A 20,958-nucleotide genomic window follows, 5' to 3' on the forward strand; every position below is an offset into this window, starting at 1 on the left:
CCCATACATGGTTGCATGAGTTTTGGAGTTAGCTTCCTGCTTCACAGAAGACCACTGACCGCAGTCTGCAACTTATCTTCTCCACAGGCTTAAATTCGCTTGGAACTCAAGCTACTGATTCACATAGTTTTTCAGGTTGATAGCAGCATTAAAATCTCTGTCAGCTTCAAAACCACATTCACTACACTCATAAGTTCTCAAGTTTAACGGCATTTTCTGTTGATGTCCACAGAAGAATTACGGGCAGCAGAAGACCCAGAGTTTGAAACATTTTATACCAAAAACATTTTGTTGAACGAGGGTATCCGAGCATGGATGGCACCTCAAGATCAACCACATCAAAACTTTATATTCCCTGAGGAGGTTCTACCACGTGGTAACGCTCTCTAATTCTTCCATGATGGGAGGTCGCGATATCGAGTCCACCGGTTTCGCCTGGTGGTCTGGAAATGCCCGTCTAATCAATCTATCCGGTAAACTGCTAGGCGCTCACGTTGCTCACGCAGGTCTAATCGTATTCTGGGCCGGAGCAATGACCTTATTTGAAGTTGCTCACTTTGTCCCAGAAAAGCCAATGTACGAACAAGGCTTGATCCTCATGCCCCACGTTGCTACTTTGGGCTGGGGTATCGGTCCTGGTGGCGAGGTAACTGACATATTTCCATATTTTGTAGTAGGTGTTTTACACATAATTTCATCTGCTGTTCTTGGTTTAGGCGGTATTTATCATGCCGTTCGTGGTCCAGAAACACTTGAAGAATATTCTTCTTTCTTTGGATATGACTGGAAAGATAAGAACCAGATGACTAACATCATCGGTTACCACTTAATTCTATTAGGTTGTGGTGCCCTGTTGTTGGTATTTAAGGCCATGTTCTTCGGTGGTGTCTATGATTCTTGGGCACCAGGTGGTGGAGATGTCAGGGTAATCACAAACCCTACTCTCGATCCTGCTATTATTTTCGGTTATCTAGTCAAAGCACCTTTTGGTGGTGAAGGCTGGATCATCGGTGTTAACAACATGGAAGATATCATCGGCGGTCATATCTGGATTGGTCTGATTTGTATCTTCGGTGGTGTTTGGCATATTCTAACTAAGCCTTTTGGTTGGGCACGTCGTGCTTTCATCTGGTCTGGAGAGGCTTATCTTTCCTACAGTTTAGGCGCTCTATCCTTAATGGGTTTGATTGCTGCGTGTTTCGTATGGTTTAACAACACTGCTTATCCTAGCGAATTCTACGGCCCAACTAACGCTGAAGCTTCTCAAGCTCAGTCTTTTGTATTCTTAGTCCGCGACCAAAAGTTAGGTGCTAATATTGGTTCTGCTCAAGGTCCAACTGGTCTTGGTAAGTACCTGATGCGTTCTCCTACTGGTGAAATCATCTTCGGTGGTGAAACAATGCGTTTTTGGGACTTCCGTGGTCCTTGGTTAGAGCCTCTTCGTGGTCCTAACGGTCTTGACTTGAATAAACTAAAGAACGATATTCAGCCTTGGCAAGTACGTCGTGCTGCTGAGTACATGACTCATGCTCCTAACGGTTCCATCAACTCCGTAGGTGGCATTATCACTGATATTAACGGGTTTAACTATGTTAACCCTCGTGCTTGGTTAGCTGCAGCTCACTTCATTCTTGGCTTTTTCTTCTTAATTGGTCACTTATGGCACGCGGGACGCGCTCGTGCTGCTGAAGGTGGTTTTGAGAAAGGTCTCGACCGTGAAACAGAGCCAGTGCTATCTATGACTAACCTTGACTAATATCTAGTTACTGTAGGTTACTTATAGCTAAATTTATTTAAGAACCTCACCAGATATCTGGTGAGGTTCTTATTTTTTTATAGAAGCCATTTGGTATCTTTGTACGCGGTACAGGTTTTTAGGAAAGGAGTCATACCAATTCTCTATGAAGTTGCGCTTCAATAGGAATTACGCACGCAAAAGATAAAATTATATCATGTTCGGATCAGAGCCTGATAAAAAAATTTTTGTTTGTAGTTTTGCTTTAGCCCATGAAATATCTATACTTCTTGCTCAAGCCCAACTACGAGAGCTTCTAACTTATAATTATTCAACCGGGCAATATATTAAAGTTGTCTAGTCTAAACGACTCGCTTGTTTTCATCCCCCGGTTAAAACACGGAGGCCTTCAACGTCGCTTTTCGGTAATAGAAAGTTATCATACTTTAGGTTGGGTTAACGGTAATGCAACCCAACAAAATCAGAGCTCGTGTTAGATTTATCCTGCGAATAACTGCCGTTCTTAGAAACCTACGATAATCTATAGAAATCTATGATTATCTGTTCTATTCCTGCTTCATTCTGGTAACGTCGGCGTTATCCAGTCCACAGGCTGTCACGGACGTTTGCTTTTGCTTCGCAAAACTGGCGTAACGCAACGCCGGCGCGAAACGCGTTAGCGTTGCGGAGCAAACTGCCCGCCATAGCTAAATTTAACGCTGCATTCAAGTCTCGAGCACAGCTAAAATTGCAGTGTTCGCAATTGAAAACGCGCTCTGATAAAAACAGAGATTTTTTAACAGTTCCACAGTTAGAACAAGTCTTAGAGCTAGGAAACCATCTATCAACAACGATTAGCTCCGAGCCGTATAACTTACATTTATACTCTAACTGTCTTCTGAACTCGTAAAAACCCATATCGGCAACAGCTTTAGCTAGCTTTGGCTCGGCCATCATTCCAGATACATTCAAATCTTCTATTACTATCTGACTGTGGTTTTTAGCTAAGTAAGTAGTTAGTTTATGCAACGTATCTTTTCTGATATTAGCTATTTGGCTGTGTACTTGAGCTATCCTAAGTTGAGCCTTTTTCCAATTAGAGGAATAGACGACTTTATGTCGGTTTAAGTATTGCAACCGAGAGAGTTTGGCTTCTAACTTTCTATAAGACTTAGCTGCCTCAAATACTTCACCTGTTGACAATGTTGCTAAAGTTTTTACTCCTAAATCTACACCAATTACATCTACTGATTTTTCAGTAATTTGGGGTATGGTTTCTACTTTGAAACTAATAAACCATCTATCAGCTTTCCTGCTAATAGTTACAGATTTAGGAGTTACATTATCTGGCAGTATTTCATAAGTTTTAATCCATCCAATTCGGGGGAGTTTTATATGATTAAAACCTATTGATATTGAACCATCTAAAGTGTTTGCGTAGCATTCCGCAGGAAAACTATCGTCTCTACCTTTCTTCTTAAATTTAGGTTGACCAGACACTTTACTAAAGCAACGCTTCCAAGCATCTGATAAATACCTCAAGGCATATTGAGGCGCACATTTAGATACTTCATAATACCAATAGTTATTAGGTTTAACCATTGCTACCAAAAGTTTATGCAGGTCGATTGCGGTAGGAAATTTAAGTTTACCTGAAGGATTATTTGAATTGTGGTTCAGGATGTTCCTAGTTAGCCATAATCCCCAATTGTAAGCATGACGAGCTACAAAGCGCGTGTTTAGCCAGCAAGGTTTTTTGTTTATTATTTGGGTGTAACTCGGTTTTGAATCCTAGTAGCATAAAATTAAATATAGATTATCATAGAGAATACTAGATAATCTATGATTATGTCAAGCTGTTAATTACCCTAACAATTTTCAACCAAAGCTAGTAAATGTAAAATCTTGCTTTAAATTTAGCAATAATCGATAGCTACCACCTAATAATTGTAAGCTGACTACTGATAACTGAGTGCCAATTTATAATGAAACCATACCAGAAAATTAAAATCCTAGAATGTCACGAACCACTCATCCCAATTCCCTTAGAAAAATTTGCCACTGAATCACCCCATCCCTATAAAAAATTAGGCGCACCTTATCATTTATCTCCAGCAAATTCACCTTATTTTTTACGTCAAAAAGTATTAGATAGTTTGATAGCAGCTCAAACAAAACTACAAACAAAATATCCCAGTTGGCACATTCAAATATTTGATGCTTATCGCCCCATTGCTGTACAAAAATTTATGGTAGATTACACTTTTGTAGAAACAGTAAAAGCTGAAGGTTTTACATTAGATAGTCCGGAGTTGACAGAAGCAAAACGTCAAAAAATTTTAGAGTTAGTTTATCAGTTTTGGGCTGCTCCTAGTCTAGACCCTGCTACCCCACCACCTCATAGTACGGGTGCTGCTGTGGATGTAACCTTGGTGGATGCTAATGGGAAAACTGTTGATATGGGTTCTCCTATTGATGAGTTATCACCCCGTTCTTATCCGAATCATTTTTTGGAGAGTAAAAATGAGGAAGCTCAGAAATATCATCAACACCGACAGTTATTGGCAGAAGTAATGTTATCGGTGGGGTTTCAGCAACATCAACAGGAATGGTGGCATTTTTCTCTAGGCGACCAAATGTGGGCTTGGTTGACAAGTCAGGAGAATGTTGGAGGTGAGGTTGTGGCACGTTACGGACGAGTAAATTGAAATTGACCGAGACTTGAATGCCTCAATTAATTTAAGAAATGCGGTCGGCTCGACCGTTGATGCCTGTGGACGGAGTGCTGCCGACAGTTCCGGTGGAAGCAGGAAGTAAACATTAAGATGTCACTAATGATGACGTTTTATATCGGTTTTATGAAGCAGGATGTCAATCCCTATACGCTTATACTCTCAGGAAGAAATCATTCTCGCTAATAGATGCAAGGTTTGCCAGATTAGCAAATTCACCACCGCTACCAAATTCTGCCTCTGTACCATTAGCATTGTAGAATAGCTTGCCGTTACTACTGTTATAAACAATAATCCCTGCTGAAGTTTCTGCATCGGCATCACTGGTAACTGTAGTAAATTCACCATCAAGACTGAAGCCTTCCCCTAAATTACTAGCAATAGCAGTGAAAGTGCTTTTACCAAGTAAAATTATATCTTGCCCCGGAACAAAGTCACTAATTTCATCTACTCCAAGCTCCTCTAAGTCAAATTCATCATTTGTACTGAAAATAAAGCGGTCAATACTTGCACCACCAATTAGAGTGTCGTTACCTGCACCACTGTTCAGGCGATCGCGACCTTGACCACCTAAAAGTAAGTCATCACCATTGCCACCAAAGAGGCGATCGTTGTCTTGACGCCCTTCGATAGTATCATTGCCATCTTTTCCATAAAGAGAGTCACTACCTCTACTACCAATGATTTGGTCATCCCCACCGCTGCCATCAATAGTATCATTACCAGCCAGACCAACAATGGTATCATCTCCTTCTGCACCACTTAGGCGATCGCTTTCAGGAGTACCAGTCTCATTTATAATTACAGAACTAGCTTTCACAAAGTCGATGTTGGCAGAAACACCTAGATTCGTTAGGTCAGTGCCTGGGCCATATTGCACCAATAAACCCCCGTTTTCAAATTCGATGGGCGTAGAAATACCTGATGGCAAGATATCCGTGGCGGCGTCTAGTACAAATCCTGGCTCCAAAACTTCAACAGTTGCAAATTCATTCAATTCGCTCAGGCCGTCAAGACTAGCTGAGGCAATGGTGCTAGTGTCAAACTCAAAATAATATCGATCAAAGCGATCGGCAGGAAAAAGCAGACTGTCCGCTTGAGAATTGTCAACTAAAGTCATTGTGAGGAAGGTATCACTAATATCAATGTCGTAAAAGCCAATAAAGTTAGGAAATTCGACATCATTGGTAATGATTTCAGGGCCTCCAATTTCGCCGAAAGTAGCCTCAACCCCACCTGTAATAACAGTATCTTGTAAGGTATTGAGAACCGTTGCTGAATCACCTAGTATAGATTCTTCTGAACTATCTTCCTCAAAGTCGATGGTGGCAGAAACACCTATATTTGTTAGGTCAGTACCTGGGCCTAATTCTACCAATAAGCCTCCAGTTTCAAATTCGATGGGCGTAGAAATACCTGTTCCAAAGATATCGGAGGCGTCTAGTACAAATCCTGGGTCTAAAACTTGAACAGTAGCAAATTCATTCAATTCGCTCAGACCGTCAAGACTAGCTGAGGCAATGGTGCTAGTGTCAAACTCAAAATAATATCGATCAAAGCGATCGTCTGGAATAACTAGATCGGTTGCCCCAGAATTATCCACTAGGGTCATGGTTAACCCATCATCACTAATGTCAATGTCATAAAAACCTATGAAGTTGGATAATTCTACCCCGGGATCGACCACTGTTATTGGATCGCTCAAGCCAAAAACAGCTTGCACACCACTTGTGATAGTGGCATCCTCAAAGGTATTGGTGACGGTTACAGAACTTCCTAAGACCATAGTCTAAATCTCCTTGGTTGAATCAGAACAGAACACCTACTAATAAATTGTACAAATAGTCAACTACAAGTTACTTTTAGGACTTACACGTTATACCGTTTCACGGAATTCAAAAGTCAAAATTCAAAAGTCAAAAGGCAAAAGTCAGATTTTATAGTTCAAAACTTTGATGCTTCAGTAATTTCAGCAAATTATTCGACATCTAAAGTTTGGAACTATTTGTAACATTCTTTTTTCACGCTTGGTATTAGAGGAGCAAAATCTAGGTTTGAGATTGCTTCTCTATCGGTCGCAATAATAGAAATACCTTTAGGACTTACGCAGATACGCTATATATAGCGCTCAATACTATTGTCCAATAGTTAATCAACTCTATAAATAGTGCCTTTGCGTAAGTCCTGACCTTGTATTGCCTAAGTTATGACTTTGTTAATGACCTTTGTAAGACTGCCGATCTCTATGCGATCAGACATATCATTAGACAACAACTGTTAAATTAGTATGCACTAAATACTATATACTGGTCAGCCGATATAAAAAATGGTCAATATCAGTAATATTTAGGGTTAAAAATGGACACCCAGCCATGGTCTCTTCCAAACGTCGAATGGTCGCCTACAATTAACAGTCGATTTGAAGTTCTAAGATTAGCGGATTTTAATCGGCGAGAGATTCCTGCTGACCACGATCCTCGGCAAGCTCACCGCATCAACTTTCATGCTTTGATTTTGTTTACACAAGGGCAGGGAATTCATGGTGTTGACTTTATTGATTACCCTGTCAAGACCGGGACATTAATTCACGTTTGTGCCAATCAGATACACCATTTTGGCCATTCTGAGGGATTAAATGGTTTAATGGTAGTGTTTTTGCCTGCTGCCTTGCCTAGCAATTTATTAGGAATGCCAACCAGTATTTCGAGTTTCTTATCCTGGTCTACCATGCAATACATTTGGCCATCAGTCACATCTATTGAGCCGTGCCAAGCCCAAATTCTTAAACAACACATCGAACTATTAGAAATTCATCAAACAATGAAATTTATTCAGCCTTCGCAGCCCGCTGCTCAATATCTACTATGGTCTGTGATAGCTTTCGCATTTCAGGCTGCTGTGGAATCTGGAAAACATCACCAGGGTAAGCTTATAGATCCGAGGTTTCTAGAATTTGTTGACTTGCTGGAGCGATCGTTTGAGTTCTGTCGAAATGTGAAATGGTATGCTGCTCAGATAAATTGTACAGAGAGAACACTTTATCGCATCTGTATGGCAACCGTTGGAAAATCTCCTAAGACAATTACGAATGAGCGGGTTGCAGTTGAAGCACAACGCAGATTGCTTTTTAGCGAAGCAACCGTGAAAGAGGTGGGATATTCTTTAGGATTTGAAGAGACGACTAATTTTATTAAGTTCTTCAGACGCCTTGTTGGCCAGAATCCTGATGGATTTCGGATGTCATTAAAATCAAGCGCTACTCGCAAGTTAAAAGTTAAAAGTTAAAAATCATCTCTGATACCAAATCTCACAAAGTTTGCTATGTATTTTGGTGATGGGGAAATGGGAAGATAGGCAAGCAAATATAGCATTACTATTCAGAAATGGTATGAGTGAGTTTTCAGTTAAATCAAATCTAAAATTAATATAAGCTGTAACATTTTGATATTGAAAAGTTACAGCTTATATAAAAGTATATTCAGAAAAATAACTTGTTTATGGGTGTTGAAAATCAAAGATTATCTCCGCTTTGATAGAATAAATTATCGACCCAGTTCACTCCATAAAGAAGCTGGATGAGGAATAACATTAGATTCAACTTGAGGGTTTTGTTCAGATGATTGAGTTAGATAAACACGGGTTGCACTATAACTAACAATGAACATAGAAAATGCTACCAAGAGTGTCACAACAACTCGATCTAAAGCAGATATATTATCTAAGTGCTGAGAGTTTTGAGAGTTCATAGAACTTAAGTCTCCTCAATTCCTTACTTTTTCATTATCTCAGATATTTTTGTATTAACAGATACTTTTAATAAAAATTTATCTTTAAGGTTCTGGGAACTGACCAATTTGTAGGGGCAATGCAACTTGCTCAGTTAAAGATACTGGAAGGTCTGCTTTATGGGAAATGATTCCATGACCTACTCCAGTTATTATTCCTAAGATGGCTGGCAATACTAAAGAAGCAAAGTTGTTCATTGATGATTACTGAGAAAATTACAGTTACAGCATCTCAATTTCACGATGTTTAATTCTGTAACAAAGTTTACTTTTGAGTTAAATTTTGTTAAGCAGTCTAGTACAATTTCCCAATTAGACAAATCTCAGGAATTCTGAGTCCCTAAATTAAACCTAAATAGGGTTTGCGCTTCACTAGTCTTTTAGTAGGGGTAGGAGACAACCCACCCGCGGGCCCCGACCAACCCACCCCTAGCCCCTCCCCCGACCGTGGAGGGGAGGGGAAGACAGGAGACAACCCACCCCTAGCCCCTCCCCCGACCGTGGAGCAGGGCTGTTTCATTCTCAATAGACACGGGGACGCGGTGACAAACCAGACACGGGGATGGAGGCTTTTAAGCGGCGTTGAACCAAATATTCTCTCAGGGCTTAAAGACGCTTATTGAGTGAAAAATAGGCAAATTTTGGCAAATTTCACCGTTCCACTATTCCTTAATCTATCGTTCTCCCGCTCATCTTTAATCTACAATACTTTGAAACAGCCCTGCTCCGGTGGAGGGGAGGAATGGCTCGGGAGCGAGGAGGTAGGAGCGGGCGTTTTGTCCCAAGATTGTTCTGCCCAACTCTTGACCAAAATCCTGAATTTTTGAACCATTACCACCTAAAACCTCGCACTTTTTGATACTTAAAAATGCGCTCAACCTTTATCTGTAAAGACTTTTAGATTTAATCAGCAAGCCCTAAATAATTAATCTAATAGACCTCTCCGTAAAAGAGGGAGTAGGCAGTAGGCAGTAGGGAACCCACCCCTCGCCCCTCCCCCGACCGTGGAGGGGAAAGGATTGATAATTTATGTGTGATAATTGATTTGATTTTTGATGATCACGCCTATGTCTATTAGTGTACCGCAGCGATCGCTATCTGTGAAAAATTTATCTGATTTTACTAAAGAAAAATAATATTATGTCCGGTTGAATACTTATAAATAACAACGAAGGAGTCAGGAGGAAAAAAGAAGAAAGTTTTTTATCACTAATTAAGCTGACATGATATAAGACAGTAAAACTTATTCATCTGTGAATTAATACAGTTTTTTCAAAACATAACATTGATTATAATTACTTTAATATCAATAAAATTTTGGAGTAGAAGTCGTAATGAAAAGACTCAAAGTAATCTTTTTAGGAATTTACATTTGGGTAGGGATACTGCTGATGCAACCTTACCTAAATGCCAATTCTACCTCGCCAGAAAATTTTTCTACCTTTAGAGAATGGTGTTTAAATCAAACAAATATTTCTCCCACTTCTCAATATACAGTTAAAATTCTCTTGCAAAAAGCTAGAACGAATGACTGTATTGAAGCAGACAAAAAACTTTCTAGTCTTTCTGCTCTCTCCCTCAATAATAATTATATTGTAAGTCTTGCTCCTGTATCCAGCCTCAAAAATCTCACCAAACTATCCCTAAATGCTAATCAAATTCAAGAATTATCCCCTCTATCTAATCTTCCTAAACTAACTCATTTATTTCTCGATAGTAATAAAATTGAAGATATTTCTGAATTATCTAAATTAACTAATTTAACCAAACTAGAACTCAATGATAATAGAATAAAAAATATATCTCCTCTATCTAATTTAACTAAATTAACTAATCTTAGCCTGATTTTTAATAAAATTGAAAATGTATCTTCTCTATCCAATTTAACAACATTAACTCACCTAAATCTCGGAGTTAATCGCGTTATAAATCTCAAACCTCTAGCAAATTTAACCAATTTAACTCATTTATATCTTAACGATAATCAGCTTAGAAAAATTGCGCCCTTATCTAACTTAACTAACTTGACGAATTTGTATTTATATCGCAATCAAATTAGTGACATTTCTTCTCTTTCTAACCTCACTAATCTAACTTATCTGAATCTTAGCGATAATTACATTGCTGAAGTTTCCAATCTTTCTAGTTTAAGGAATCTGAAAATTCTGATCCTGGTTTTCAATCAAATTCAAAAAATAGATTCTTTATCAACTTTGACAAATCTTAGTTTACTAGATTTAAGTCGTAACAGAATTACGGATATTAATTCTCTCTCTACTTTAATTAAATTAGATGTACTGAATTTGCGAAATAACCCAGTTGCTAGAATTTGCCCGCTCCAACCTGAATCAATTTGTCGCTTCTAAAAGAAGGAAGAGGGAAGAAGGAAGAGGGAAGAAGGAAGAGGGAAGAAGGAAGAGGGAAAAATCTTACGTTTGAAGTTTTTTTTGATTTTTTGAGCTGCTCCTTGCAGAGTAAAATTATTAGCTGATTCTCGATATAACGCCTGTATTTAAGAGCTTAAAAATAGAGTATAGTTTGGCTTTTAACTGCCAATTTAAAGTATAAACCTAACTTAATCTTGATAAATTGACTAAAAAAATCAATATGCCTGATTGGTAAAGATTACCCTTAGATATGAGGAATAATATCATGTCCGTTGGGGCGCGTTTGTGTAAAAGTTAGCGTGGATATCTACAAGAAATTTAAGTTTTTTTCTTGCCTGTTGCCTGTTCCCTTCCGGAGCTGTTGCCTATTTACTATACAAGACCGATGCTACCGGACATGATATAATTATGTGGCCAACCTGTATAAATAAGCTATCTCCTTTTAAAGGTATCGCTAAAATCCTTGACTTGCAAGGTTTTTGCTTTTATCAAAATTAAAAATAATATCATGTCCGTTGGGGCGCGTTTATGTAAACCCAAGGGTGAATATCTGGAAATTTAAGTTTTTTTCTTGCTCTTAAGCATTCCTACTTCTTCCCTCTTCCCTCTTCCTTCTTCCCTCTTCCTTCTTCCTTACCTTAGCTATACAATACCGATGCTACCGGACATGATATAACTTATGACCTCAATAATAAAAGCGTTTATTATTACAACGCAACTCGACTATCGCCCATCGGTCCAATATTAATTCGCCAGAGCGCGATCGCGACAAAGCATCAACCTTTCCGCTAAAACCCGCACTTGAGGTTCCCGGATAATTGAGAAATGTTCTCCGGGAATCTCGTGGATTTCAATTTCTCCCGCAACAAAATCCCGCCAACCTAAAGTGGGATCGCCCCCTACATCTATTAGCTGCTGGCTAGCATTAAACAGCACAATATTACCTGGATAAGGTCGCGCTTCATAGTTATAAGACGCAATAGCCGTGGCTTGAAAAACTTCAAACAAATTTTCCAAATCCTCAACTCTGACTTCCTCCGGCAAGAGATCGAATATCTTAGCTTGTTCGAGGACATACCCCAATCGCTCCTCTGGCATCAGTTGTTGTATTTGCTCGCAGGATACGGGTACTTCTTTCCCGCGAGGAGCGCTCATTTCTTCAGCAAATAATCTGGAATAAAAAATATCAGGACCTAGCATCCTTCCTGGCGTGCTATCAATCAAAAGTCTGTGGTGTTCTGGAGCAGAAGATTCTATTAGTGCTAGCAATGCCAGGGTATCCCCTTGTTGGTGTAACTGTTGCGCCATTTCTAAGGCTAAGTGACCACCCACGCAAAAACCAACCAAGTAATAAGGACCGCGAGGTTGAATCGTTTTAATTGCTTTTAGGTGGTGAGTGGCGAGTTCCTTGAGAGTAGTAAAAGGCGATCGCTCTCCATTGAGACCAGGCGCTTGCAAACCATAAATCGGTTGTTCGCTCCCCAAATTGCGGGCTAAATCTAGATAAAATAAGACAGTGCCGCTGCTGGGAGGGATTAAGAATAGAGGCGGTAAATCTCCATTGGGCTGAATCGCAACTAGGGGTGAGGTTGACCCAGAATCTTCGCCGGAGCGCAGAGAAAAGGCGAGCTGCTCAATAGTCGGACTTTGCAAAAGTGCTGCCAAAGAGAGATTTTTGTCCAACTGCTGTTGCACTCGAGCAATTAAGGCGATCGCTAACAAAGAATGACCGCCGATGTCAAAGAAATTATCTCGGATTCCTACGGGAGAAACTTCCAAAACATCAGACCAGATTTGTGTCAGTTGCAATTCTAGAGTATCCCGGGGTGCAATAAAAGTGGCATCGCTACCGGTGCTAGTTCCGTCCGGTGCGGGGAGCGCCCGCCGGTCAATTTTGCCGTTGGGAGTTAGGGGTAGGGAGTCTAGCATCACAAAAGCCGAAGGCATCATATAGTCCGGCAGTTTTTCCTTGAGAAAAGCACGCAGTTTTGGTGTTAGTTTCTGCATTTGCTTCCCATACAAGGGGTTATTGACAAAGTCGCTACAATTTTTCTGGGAAGATGGAGAAAAAGATTGATTGGGAACTACATAAGCCACCAGGCGCTTGTTACTCGGTTGGTCTCCGAGAACTATAACTACAGCTTGCTGCACTTCTTGGCGTTTCGCCAGTAGCGCCTCGATTTCTCCTGGTTCGATCCGAAAGCCGCGAATTTTTACCTGGTTGTCGATGCGACTGAGAAGTTCGATGTTGCCGTCCGGGAGATAGCGTGCCTGATCTCCGGTTTTGTACAGACGCGCTCCCTCTTCTTGGCTAAAAGGATTAGCAATAAACTTTTTTGCACTTAACTCCGGACGGTTGAGATAGCCTCGGGCTAAACCGATGCCACCGATATGCAGTTCTCCTGGTACGCCGATGGGAACCGGTTGGAGATGAGCGTCGAGAATATAGAGAAGAGCGTTGGCAAAGGGTTTACCGATAGGAACTAGAGATTCAAGAGGTCGCTGGATATTAGCATTTTCAAAATAGCAACTGTCAATGGTTGCTTCGCTGACTCCATAAGAATTCACTAACCGAGTTCCCGAACCGCAGAATTGGCGAAATCTTTGGTATTCTTGCACGGACCAGCTATCCGAACCGATCGCCAATACCTTCATGAAATCTAGGTTTTGCTCGGTGTTCTCCAAATACTCGATTAAGTTTCTCATTACCGCTGGCACAAATTCTGCGTAATTGACTTGCTCTTGGAGCATCAATTGATACAGCTTTTCTGGCTCTAACAAAAAGTCCCTCGGACATAGAACTAATTTGGCTCCCGAGCAAAGGGCGCGAACCCAATCTCCCGTAAAGACATCAAAGGAGAAACTCGCCATTTGCAGATGGCTGCTCTGGGGACGTAGCTGGTAAGCTTGCTCCCAGGAACGATAGGCATTTACCAAACTTTTATGCTCGATTTCCACCCCTTTTGGCTTTCCGGTAGAACCTGAAGTGTAGATGACGTAAGCCAAAGAAGCTGGTTTTGTACGAAGGGCAATATTTTCCGCGCTATTCTGAGAAATGACTGGCCAATCTTTATCCAAGAAAACAACTCGTCCCTTGCTTTCTGGGAGTCGAGCCACTGACTTTTCGGAAGCCAACAGCAAACTTACTCCCGAATCTTCTAGCAAATAAGCCAGGCGATCGCGTGGATAGTTCGGATCTAAGGGTAAATACGCCCCACCTGCTTTGAGAATGCCCAACAATCCCACCAGCATTTCGACCGAGCGCTCTATGCAAATCCCCACTATTACATCTGGACTTACTCCTAGAGATTGCAAATAATAGGCCAATTGATTTGCCTTAGCGTTCAGCTCCCGATAAGTAATTTGTTCATTCCCAAAGACTACCGCGATATTGTCTGATCTCCGTTTTACCTGCTCTGCAAACAACTGATGAATGCACTTATCTTGGGGATAATCTGTTTGAGTATTGTTCCAGGACACCAACAATTGATGTTGTTCTTCTGCCGTCAGCATGGGTAACAACGCAACCCTCTGTTCTGGATTGGCGACAATCGACTCTAGCAAGCATTCTAAATGTCTCGCCCAGCGGCGAATAGTGTTGGCATCAAACAGGTCGGCACTATATTCCCAGATGAAATGGAGAGATTGGTCAAGTTCCTCAATTGCCAAACTTACATCAAATACCGAACCCTGTTGGTGTACGGCTAAGTATGGCTCGATAGACAGTGCTTTCTCACCTGCTGTGAGTTCGGGTCTCTCAGGTTTGTACCAGCGATGCTTGCGCCAAGTGAAATCGACTTGAATTAAAGGGTGTCGGTTAGCATCTCGACGAGGGTTGAGTCGTTTTACTAATAAGTCGAAGGGATAATCTTGATGAGTCTGTGCCTCCGTTACCGTGCGATCGATGCGGGCGAGAAATTCTGCAAAGGTGGGGTTATCCGCAAGAGTTGCCCGCAACACGACCTCTTTGTTAAAGTAACCGACAATGCTTTTAAGCTCCTCAACGCTCCACCTTGCCGCCATTGCGCTTCCTAGCAGGATGTCTTCTTGACCCGATAAGCGATGTAGCAGGACAAAGAAGGCAGCCAGCATAGTCCGGTAAAGACTGACTCCGAGATCGGCAGCGAGTTGTAGCAGTTTCTCTCGGAGTCGTTGGTTGAGTTCGACAATATGAAATTCATTCCGACCGCTCAAATCCCTTGGTCGCGCTTTGTCTGTTGGTATATTCAAAATCGGCAAGCAGTCGGCTAGTTTTTTCTGCCAGTAGCGAAAGAGTTGTTCTCCTCGTGCAGACAAGAGCATCTCCGACTGCCAGGACACATAGTCGGCGTATTGCCAGGGAGAATCTGCTAGCAAGTTAGCTATTTTTGCTTCTGGAAGGTTCTGGACGGAAGCCGCGTATAATACCCGGAGTTCTTTGAGCAGCAAGTCAAATGACCACCCATCTCCTGCAATGTGGTGCATGGTTATCAATTGGACAAAGTCTTGGGGCGATCGGGCAAACAGATCCAAGCGCATTATCGGACCCGTTTCTAAATTGAAGGGACGTTCTACTGCTGCCATAATTTTGGCTTTTAATTCGTCGGACCCCCACCTAGAAGCATCTGTTACCTCAATCTTGACGTTGCAGTCTGGACTAACTACTGCAACGGGTTTGCCGTCTAGAGTCCTATAGGTAGTTCGCAGGATCGAATGTCGTTCAACCAGCTTCTGCCAAGCCTTTCGCCAAGCCTCTAGATTTAATTCTCCAGCCAGACGAGTGGTTATAAATATGTTGTAAGCTACGCTTTCTAGATCCTTCTGGTAGATGAACCATAAGGCTTGCTGTCCACGCGATAGAGGGGAAGGGAATTGGGAGTTTTCTAGAGATTGATTCTGTATCAAGATGCCTTTTACGTCTGAAGAATAAATCACAGGCTATTTTACAGCGCTTTTCAGATTGATAAACCACATCGCCACAACCAAAACCCTGTAGGGGCGTTTTGCTCCGCAACATATAAAGCGCAGCTTTGCGTTAGCAAATGGCCATTCCCCCCTACTGTGGTCTACCCAAATGAAAACCGCTGTAAGCTATATTCCGCAGGTTAAAATCAAAAAGGGTAGTCCTGTATATGGGTAGTCCTGCTACCCCTTGCTCAAATATTGAATTAAATAATCAGCTATTTTCTCACTACCACCCGGTCTACCCATCCTTTGAATACCATTGCGAATACAAGCTTCTAAATACTCCGCCTCTGCCAAAGTTTGTTTTATTTTTTGAGCTGCTTCTTGTAGAGTAATATTATTAGCTGATTTTCGAGCGACCGCTTGTATTGAATAGCTTAAAAATAGAGTCTAATTTGTCTTTTAACTACTAATTTAAAGCATAAACCGAACTTAATTTACAAAGTTGACTAAAATTTCAAACAAGATATATAATAGGTAAAGATTACTCTTAAATACCAGGAATAATTATTTGGCCTAAATGTATAAACAAGCTATCTCCTATCAAGGGAAATTTTAGCGAAGAAATGCAAAAGTTGTTGAAAGCAACCTTCAACAAAAAAGGGATATTTAATGAAGACGAAATGTTTATGCCTATTCGTATAGTTAATATTTTAGGTCGTTGCAGTACAGCGATGTACTTTGACTGTCCTAATATCCCCGAACACCATTTTTCTGATGCCGAAATAGAAGAAGACAATCCAGACTATGATACAGGAAGATACTACTGGTTTGATTTTGATATTGTAGGAATGGATGGATTATTGTTGCCCCTAAGAATGGTTTTTAATGAAGGTGACGCTGATTGTAATGATGGTTTTTGGGGGATTGTTTGGGAGCGTAATACAGAAGAAATTATTGCCAATATTATTAGTAGTGGTGATGGTGAAACAACGGTAGAAGCTATCTCAAAACAAGACATAAATATGTATGAATCTCAGGAAATTTTAATTCCTACAATTTTTGATAGTGATGAGGGTTATGGTCTTTTAGATGAGATTATACCTGCTCAGGGTACAAAGCTAGAAAAAATTATACGTTTGACGATTCAGTTTTTCTATGAATGGAAGTTATATAACCAATCTATATGAAGAGAAATGATGGTATAAAATTCATAGATGATGATGATGAATTAGAGGATTAACTGAATTGAAAAATTGCCTGCTCGAACAAAATAGTCGGTAGTCTCAATTGAAATGGAAATTCAACTTTAATCTGTTATTATTAGACATCTCCAGAAAAGAGGGAGTAGGGAGTAAGGAGTAGGAGGAAAGGATTGATAATTTCTGTGCAATAATTGATTTGATATTTTATTATTAGAGATGTCTATTGTGTGACTATTTGTATCCTTTTTACTAAGTAGGGCTTGCTGATTAATTCTAAAAGTATTGACTGATATTGGTTTTAGCTTTTTAGAGTTGAAAAAAATACCAGCTTTTGGGTGGAAAAAGCTCATGCATGCTAGTATTTTGGGATGATTATGGCAGAAAAATTGAGAGACAATTCTTACTCCTACCTGCTCCTTCATTCCCCTAACTCCTCTCTCCTGTTTCCTACCCCAACAAAAAGACTTTCCATACGCAAACCCTAAGTAGTAAAAATTCAGTCAAAGTAATTCAGAGTAAAATAAAATAATTCTATTTTACTATAAAATTTTCCCGAAATATCCTAATTTTAATTATCTTTTTATTTTGGGTTTAATACCAAGCGTGATAAATGTTTGCTACAAATAGTTAGGGTATTTCTTAGGAGTCGGGAGTCAGCGAGTCAGAATGAATGGCTTCAATACGATTTTTTAGGTCATAAATTCTCTTTTTTGTCAAAGGGACATTTCTTGCAAAATCTTTCGGCCGCGTCAGCGGAAGGGAGTTCTATCGCACTTATTATTCGTAATATTCTTTTTTCAAATTGGTATAATACCTCGCTGTCTACACAGTGTTTACAATTGCTTAGAGTTTGAGTCCCCATCCATTTTTTCCTTCTTCCTTTTTTCTTCTTCCTTTTTTCTTCTTCCTTCTTCCTTCTTCCTTCTTCCTTCTTCAAGGGGATTTTTTGTTTCCTATTCCCTAGTTAAATATTGCATTAAATAATCAGCTATTTTCTCACTGCCACCAGGTCTGCCCATCCTTTCAATACCATTATGAATACAAGCTTCTAAATACTCCTTATCTGCCAAAGTTTCTTTTACTTTTTGAGCTGCTTCTTGCAGAATAAAATTATTAGCCTGCTGTTTACCAATAACCTGTACTGAACAACCTAAAAGTCTGGTTTGAGCTTCCGCAAACCGATAAGTAAATGAAGGACCTTCACCAGGAATAGTAATGACAGGTTTTCCTAATCCTACCGCTTGTTCAATTGCAGTTCCTGCCATCCCAATTACCAAATTTGATTGTTGTAAAATATCGGCAAAAGCATCCTCATAACAAATTACTTCTATCCCACATTCCTTAGTTAAAAATGTTAATTTACCTCCTTGATATTGCCAATTTTCTGAAGTAGCTGTTCCTGGGGAATTTTGTGCCAAGGCTTCTAATTCAGATATTAAAATAGGAACAGCAGCTACTCGAAACTGACAAATATTTTCTCCCATAACTTTAAAAATTTCTCTGACTAATTTAAGTAGCAAAGATAAATTTCTGCCAGCTTCGGGTAAACGAGAACCAGGTAAAATACCAATAGTAAATAATTCAGGTTTAAGCTGTAAATCTTTTCCTGTAGAAATTAAATTATCCATCACAGGCGTACCAACAAATTCTGCCTTTTTTATTCCTTGTCGGTTTAAATCTGTTGCAGTCAAAGTATCTCTAACAAAAACTTTTAAACATCTAGAATTATTCAGTAACTTTGGCAATATTAAACCCAAATTAATTCGACCTTCATAATAACTAGAATCAGCTGAAAGAAACACCACATAAGGCAACTTTGTCCAATAAGCGATCGCTGCAACTACAATATCTCCAGTAGCCATAACTAAATCGCAGTTTTTCGCAAATTGCCGAACTATTTGTAACTGTCGCCAAGTTAAACTAATTAATCCCTGTCCCAAGTCTTTAAATAATAATAAAGGGTTCAAATAAAAAAAACCCCCTGATGGCATATTTGCTGTGGGGCTAATAATTGGTATTCCTAAATTTTTATAGTTATTACCAGCACCAACAATAGGCATAGCTGATATAGTTGTATCTGAAGAAATTTTTGTAAAAGCTTTAATAATTTGACAATTATGTGTATCTTCTCCATGACCATTACTTAAAAACAGTATATTTTTTGTTTTCATAATTATTATTGAGATAAATATAGCAATTCCCAAAAAGCGTGAGGTACAAAATTTTAGGTTTGAGGGAATAGGGAATAGGGAACAGGGAAGAGGGAATAGGGAACAGGAAATAAAAAGACAAAAAGATAACTGTATCTCACTAATTTGAGAAACGCTATATAAATTTTTTAAGTTTTCCCATTGTCAAAATTAAACACAAGAAGGATTCAAGAAGTCAGAAATCACAAGTTTTTTTGTGGAGCATTCGGACCGAAAGTCAGAAGTTAAAATTAGTGGGAGGTTGTTACTCCACACTAATTTCCAACCGCTAAAATGAGATTTATAGCAGGGGTTACGTCATCCTATTTTTCAGTCTAGAAATAGAGAGTATTAACCTAAAATTATTGCGGGAAAAAACTTCTGAATTGTGACTTCCTATTTCTGACTTTCCATGTGTTATACTGCACAAACTAGCCCAGAGATAAGGTCAATTTAAAAATATATTTCAACCGCTTTTATCAAAAAAGTAAAGTTCAAAGAAAATCACCTTATATCACTTTATTTATCAAATTTAAAATTGTTAGAATTAGTACTTATAATTTTCAAATAATTTTTAAATTATGGCACATTCAATCAATGTACAACCTAATCCTCATGAATTACCTTCAGAGGAAGAAGAATCTTATGTTGACTATTATTATGACGATCCAGAATATTTACCTGGAACTCTTGATTTAGAACCTGATGCTCCACCACCAGAAATTGCTCTAATAGATTATACAGAAAATATAGCTACCAGAATAAAAATAGTAAACCCAGAAGTTTGTATTTCCTACCTCAAATCAGATTCAATTTCTTGGATTAATCTACTTGGTTTAGGCAATAAAACATCTTGGCAACAGATGGCAAAAGTATTTCAAATACATCCTCTGAGTGTTGGAGATATTGTTAATGTACCACAAAGACCTAAAGTTATACATGACAAAAATCAACTCATAATTATTGCCTGGATGGTAAGAATAAAATCAGATTCAGAACCATTTGACAAAGAGCAAGTCAGTATTATATTAGGAGAAAAACATTTAATTACAGTCCAAGAAAATCCTGAATATGATTGTCTCAAACCTGTACGAGAAAGAATCAAAAATAATCGAGGAATTATTCGGAAACAAAAAGTAGATTATTTAGCTTACTCTCTAGTAGATACAATTATTGATGGATTTTTTCCTGTATTAGAAGAATATGGAGAATGGATAGAGATATTAGAAGATGAAGTAGTATTTAAACCAGACCGTCATACCATGCAAAAAATCTATAAACTGAGGCGAGAATTATTAACACTACGTCGAGCTATTTGGTCATCAAGAGAAGCACTTAATATTCTGATTCGAGATGGTAGTAATTTAATAAATCCTGATGTATTGGTTTATTTTAGAGACTGTTATGAACATACAATTCAACTCAGAGATATAGTAGAAACTTACAGAGATTTAGCTTCTGATTTAATGGATATTTATTTGTCTTCTGTCAATAATAAAATGAATGAAGTAATGAAGCTACTAACTGTTATTTCATCAATTTTTATTCCATTAACTTTTATCGCTGGAGTTTATGGGATGAATTTTGACCCAGCAGAATCTCCTTGGAATATGCCAGAATTAGAGTGGTATTATGGTTATCCTCTTTGCTTAGTAACCATGTTTTTTACTGCTATTAGTTTGATTTACTTCTTTTGGCGAAGAAGATGGTTTGAAAATCTGTCAACTACTATCGAAGCAGAAGATTAGGAGATATTCATAGCCAATAATTTCTTAAAATTGTTTGGGCAATTAATTTTTGATAATATACCAATCCAACATTATTTGTAAAAAATCTCAGGATATATAAAAACTCTAAAACTTTCACCGAAAAATCGTGATCTAAAGCCTCCCATTTTCAGGGGAGAAAAAAAGAGAATTCCGTATTTTCTTGCCTCCATATTGCAGAGGTACTGTTAACGAAGTCAGAAGTCAGAATTCAGAATTCAGAAGTTAACCCACCCCTACTTCCCCTCCCCTCCTGGGAGGGGTTAGGGGTGGGT

15 protein-coding genes and 2 pseudogenes are annotated in these 20,958 nt (G+C 39.2%); 8 read left to right on the forward strand and 9 right to left on the reverse strand.

Annotation, left to right across the window (positions count from 1 at the left end; all coding sequences use genetic code 11):
- Positions 1 to 111: 111 nt before the first annotated feature.
- Positions 112 to 231 (reverse strand): annotated as a pseudogene (locus F6K15_RS04240) (zinc ribbon domain-containing protein); the annotation flags it as partial.
- On the opposite strand from F6K15_RS04240, the pseudogene F6K15_RS04245 reads away from it, so the two are divergent.
- From F6K15_RS04245 to F6K15_RS04255, 3 genes and pseudogenes are all read left to right on the forward strand, one after another.
- A pseudogene (locus F6K15_RS04245) lies at positions 229 to 390 on the forward strand (photosystem II protein D2); the annotation flags it as partial. The pseudogenes F6K15_RS04240 and F6K15_RS04245 sit on opposite strands and share 3 nt — an antisense overlap.
- Positions 374 to 1,756 carry a photosystem II reaction center protein CP43 gene (psbC, locus tag F6K15_RS04250; RefSeq protein WP_293057458.1) on the forward strand — a complete coding sequence of 461 codons (1,383 nt, stop codon included), beginning with the start codon at positions 374 to 376 and terminating at the stop codon, positions 1,754 to 1,756. The pseudogene F6K15_RS04245 and the gene psbC, both read left to right, overlap by 17 nt.
- A gap of 196 nt (positions 1,757 to 1,952) precedes the next feature.
- Positions 1,953 to 2,096, forward strand: coding sequence for a hypothetical protein (locus F6K15_RS04255; protein ID WP_293057461.1), 144 nt, complete (start codon positions 1,953 to 1,955; stop codon positions 2,094 to 2,096).
- A gap of 236 nt (positions 2,097 to 2,332) precedes the next feature.
- On the opposite strand, the gene F6K15_RS04260 is transcribed toward F6K15_RS04255, so the two are convergent.
- Together F6K15_RS04260 and F6K15_RS04265 are read right to left on the reverse strand one after the other, a co-directional pair.
- Positions 2,333 to 3,418 carry a transposase gene (locus tag F6K15_RS04260; RefSeq protein ID WP_363267250.1) on the reverse strand — a complete coding sequence of 362 codons (1,086 nt, stop codon included), beginning with the start codon at positions 3,416 to 3,418 and terminating at the stop codon, positions 2,333 to 2,335.
- Positions 3,419 to 3,422: 4 nt separating this feature from the next.
- Entirely contained in the window at positions 3,423 to 3,536 is a 114-nt protein-coding gene (locus F6K15_RS04265) for a helix-turn-helix domain-containing protein (RefSeq protein ID WP_293057464.1), read from the reverse strand.
- A 184-nt stretch (positions 3,537 to 3,720) separates the two neighbouring features.
- Between F6K15_RS04265 and F6K15_RS04270 the strand changes: the two genes are divergently transcribed.
- Complete coding sequence (locus F6K15_RS04270) at positions 3,721 to 4,443, forward strand: M15 family metallopeptidase (protein WP_293057467.1); 723 nt, start codon at positions 3,721 to 3,723, stop codon at positions 4,441 to 4,443.
- A gap of 178 nt (positions 4,444 to 4,621) precedes the next feature.
- On the opposite strand, the gene F6K15_RS04275 is transcribed toward F6K15_RS04270, so the two are convergent.
- Positions 4,622 to 6,253, reverse strand: coding sequence for a calcium-binding protein (locus F6K15_RS04275; RefSeq protein WP_293057470.1), 1,632 nt, complete (start codon positions 6,251 to 6,253; stop codon positions 4,622 to 4,624).
- A 572-nt stretch (positions 6,254 to 6,825) separates the two neighbouring features.
- Between F6K15_RS04275 and F6K15_RS04280 the strand changes: the two genes are divergently transcribed.
- Complete coding sequence (locus F6K15_RS04280; RefSeq protein ID WP_293057473.1) at positions 6,826 to 7,752, forward strand: AraC family transcriptional regulator; 927 nt, start codon at positions 6,826 to 6,828, stop codon at positions 7,750 to 7,752.
- A gap of 257 nt (positions 7,753 to 8,009) precedes the next feature.
- Here the strand turns inward: F6K15_RS04280 and F6K15_RS04285 are convergent, their stop codons facing one another.
- Together F6K15_RS04285 and F6K15_RS04290 are read right to left on the reverse strand one after the other, a co-directional pair.
- Entirely contained in the window at positions 8,010 to 8,213 is a 204-nt protein-coding gene (locus F6K15_RS04285; protein ID WP_293057476.1) for a hypothetical protein, read from the reverse strand.
- Between the two features lie 84 nt (positions 8,214 to 8,297).
- Entirely contained in the window at positions 8,298 to 8,450 is a 153-nt protein-coding gene (locus tag F6K15_RS04290; protein WP_293057479.1) for a hypothetical protein, read from the reverse strand.
- A 1,136-nt stretch (positions 8,451 to 9,586) separates the two neighbouring features.
- Between F6K15_RS04290 and F6K15_RS04295 the strand changes: the two genes are divergently transcribed.
- Complete coding sequence (locus F6K15_RS04295) at positions 9,587 to 10,618, forward strand: leucine-rich repeat domain-containing protein (protein WP_293057481.1); 1,032 nt, start codon at positions 9,587 to 9,589, stop codon at positions 10,616 to 10,618.
- Positions 10,619 to 11,383: 765 nt separating this feature from the next.
- Here F6K15_RS04295 and F6K15_RS04300 read toward each other — a convergent pair.
- Entirely contained in the window at positions 11,384 to 15,523 is a 4,140-nt protein-coding gene (locus F6K15_RS04300) for a non-ribosomal peptide synthetase (protein WP_293057484.1), read from the reverse strand.
- A 626-nt stretch (positions 15,524 to 16,149) separates the two neighbouring features.
- Here F6K15_RS04300 and F6K15_RS04305 point away from each other — a divergent pair.
- Complete coding sequence (locus F6K15_RS04305; RefSeq protein ID WP_293057487.1) at positions 16,150 to 16,713, forward strand: hypothetical protein; 564 nt, start codon at positions 16,150 to 16,152, stop codon at positions 16,711 to 16,713.
- A 709-nt stretch (positions 16,714 to 17,422) separates the two neighbouring features.
- Here F6K15_RS04305 and F6K15_RS04310 read toward each other — a convergent pair.
- Positions 17,423 to 17,665 (reverse strand): hypothetical protein, encoded by a 243-nt coding sequence (locus F6K15_RS04310; RefSeq protein WP_293057490.1) that lies wholly within the window; start codon positions 17,663 to 17,665, stop codon positions 17,423 to 17,425.
- 16 nt (positions 17,666 to 17,681) lie between these two features.
- A complete protein-coding gene (locus tag F6K15_RS04315; protein WP_293057493.1) occupies positions 17,682 to 18,899 on the reverse strand; it encodes a lipid-A-disaccharide synthase-related protein in 1,218 nt (405 codons plus the stop codon).
- Between the two features lie 599 nt (positions 18,900 to 19,498).
- On the opposite strand from F6K15_RS04315, the gene corA reads away from it, so the two are divergent.
- Complete coding sequence (gene corA, locus F6K15_RS04320; RefSeq protein WP_293057496.1) at positions 19,499 to 20,665, forward strand: magnesium/cobalt transporter CorA; 1,167 nt, start codon at positions 19,499 to 19,501, stop codon at positions 20,663 to 20,665.
- Positions 20,666 to 20,958: the final 293 nt, after the last annotated feature.

This window comes from Okeania sp. SIO2B3 (genome assembly GCF_010672525.1).
Classification (GTDB): domain Bacteria; phylum Cyanobacteriota; class Cyanobacteriia; order Cyanobacteriales; family Microcoleaceae; genus Okeania.

Coding starts and splice junctions, on each gene's coding strand:
- F6K15_RS04280 (WP_293057473.1), top strand. CDS start 6,826: ATGGACACCCAGCCATGGTCTCTTCCAAACGTCGAATGGTCGCCTACA.
- F6K15_RS04295 (WP_293057481.1), top strand. CDS start 9,587: ATGAAAAGACTCAAAGTAATCTTTTTAGGAATTTACATTTGGGTAGGG.
- F6K15_RS04270 (WP_293057467.1), top strand. CDS start 3,721: ATGAAACCATACCAGAAAATTAAAATCCTAGAATGTCACGAACCACTC.
- F6K15_RS04285 (WP_293057476.1), bottom strand. CDS start 8,213: ATGAACTCTCAAAACTCTCAGCACTTAGATAATATATCTGCTTTAGAT.
- corA (WP_293057496.1), top strand. CDS start 19,499: ATGGCACATTCAATCAATGTACAACCTAATCCTCATGAATTACCTTCA.
- F6K15_RS04275 (WP_293057470.1), bottom strand. CDS start 6,253: ATGGTCTTAGGAAGTTCTGTAACCGTCACCAATACCTTTGAGGATGCC.
- F6K15_RS04315 (WP_293057493.1), bottom strand. CDS start 18,899: ATGAAAACAAAAAATATACTGTTTTTAAGTAATGGTCATGGAGAAGAT.
- F6K15_RS04290 (WP_293057479.1), bottom strand. CDS start 8,450: ATGAACAACTTTGCTTCTTTAGTATTGCCAGCCATCTTAGGAATAATA.
- F6K15_RS04255 (WP_293057461.1), top strand. CDS start 1,953: ATGTTCGGATCAGAGCCTGATAAAAAAATTTTTGTTTGTAGTTTTGCT.
- F6K15_RS04265 (WP_293057464.1), bottom strand. CDS start 3,536: ATGCTACTAGGATTCAAAACCGAGTTACACCCAAATAATAAACAAAAA.
- F6K15_RS04305 (WP_293057487.1), top strand. CDS start 16,150: ATGCAAAAGTTGTTGAAAGCAACCTTCAACAAAAAAGGGATATTTAAT.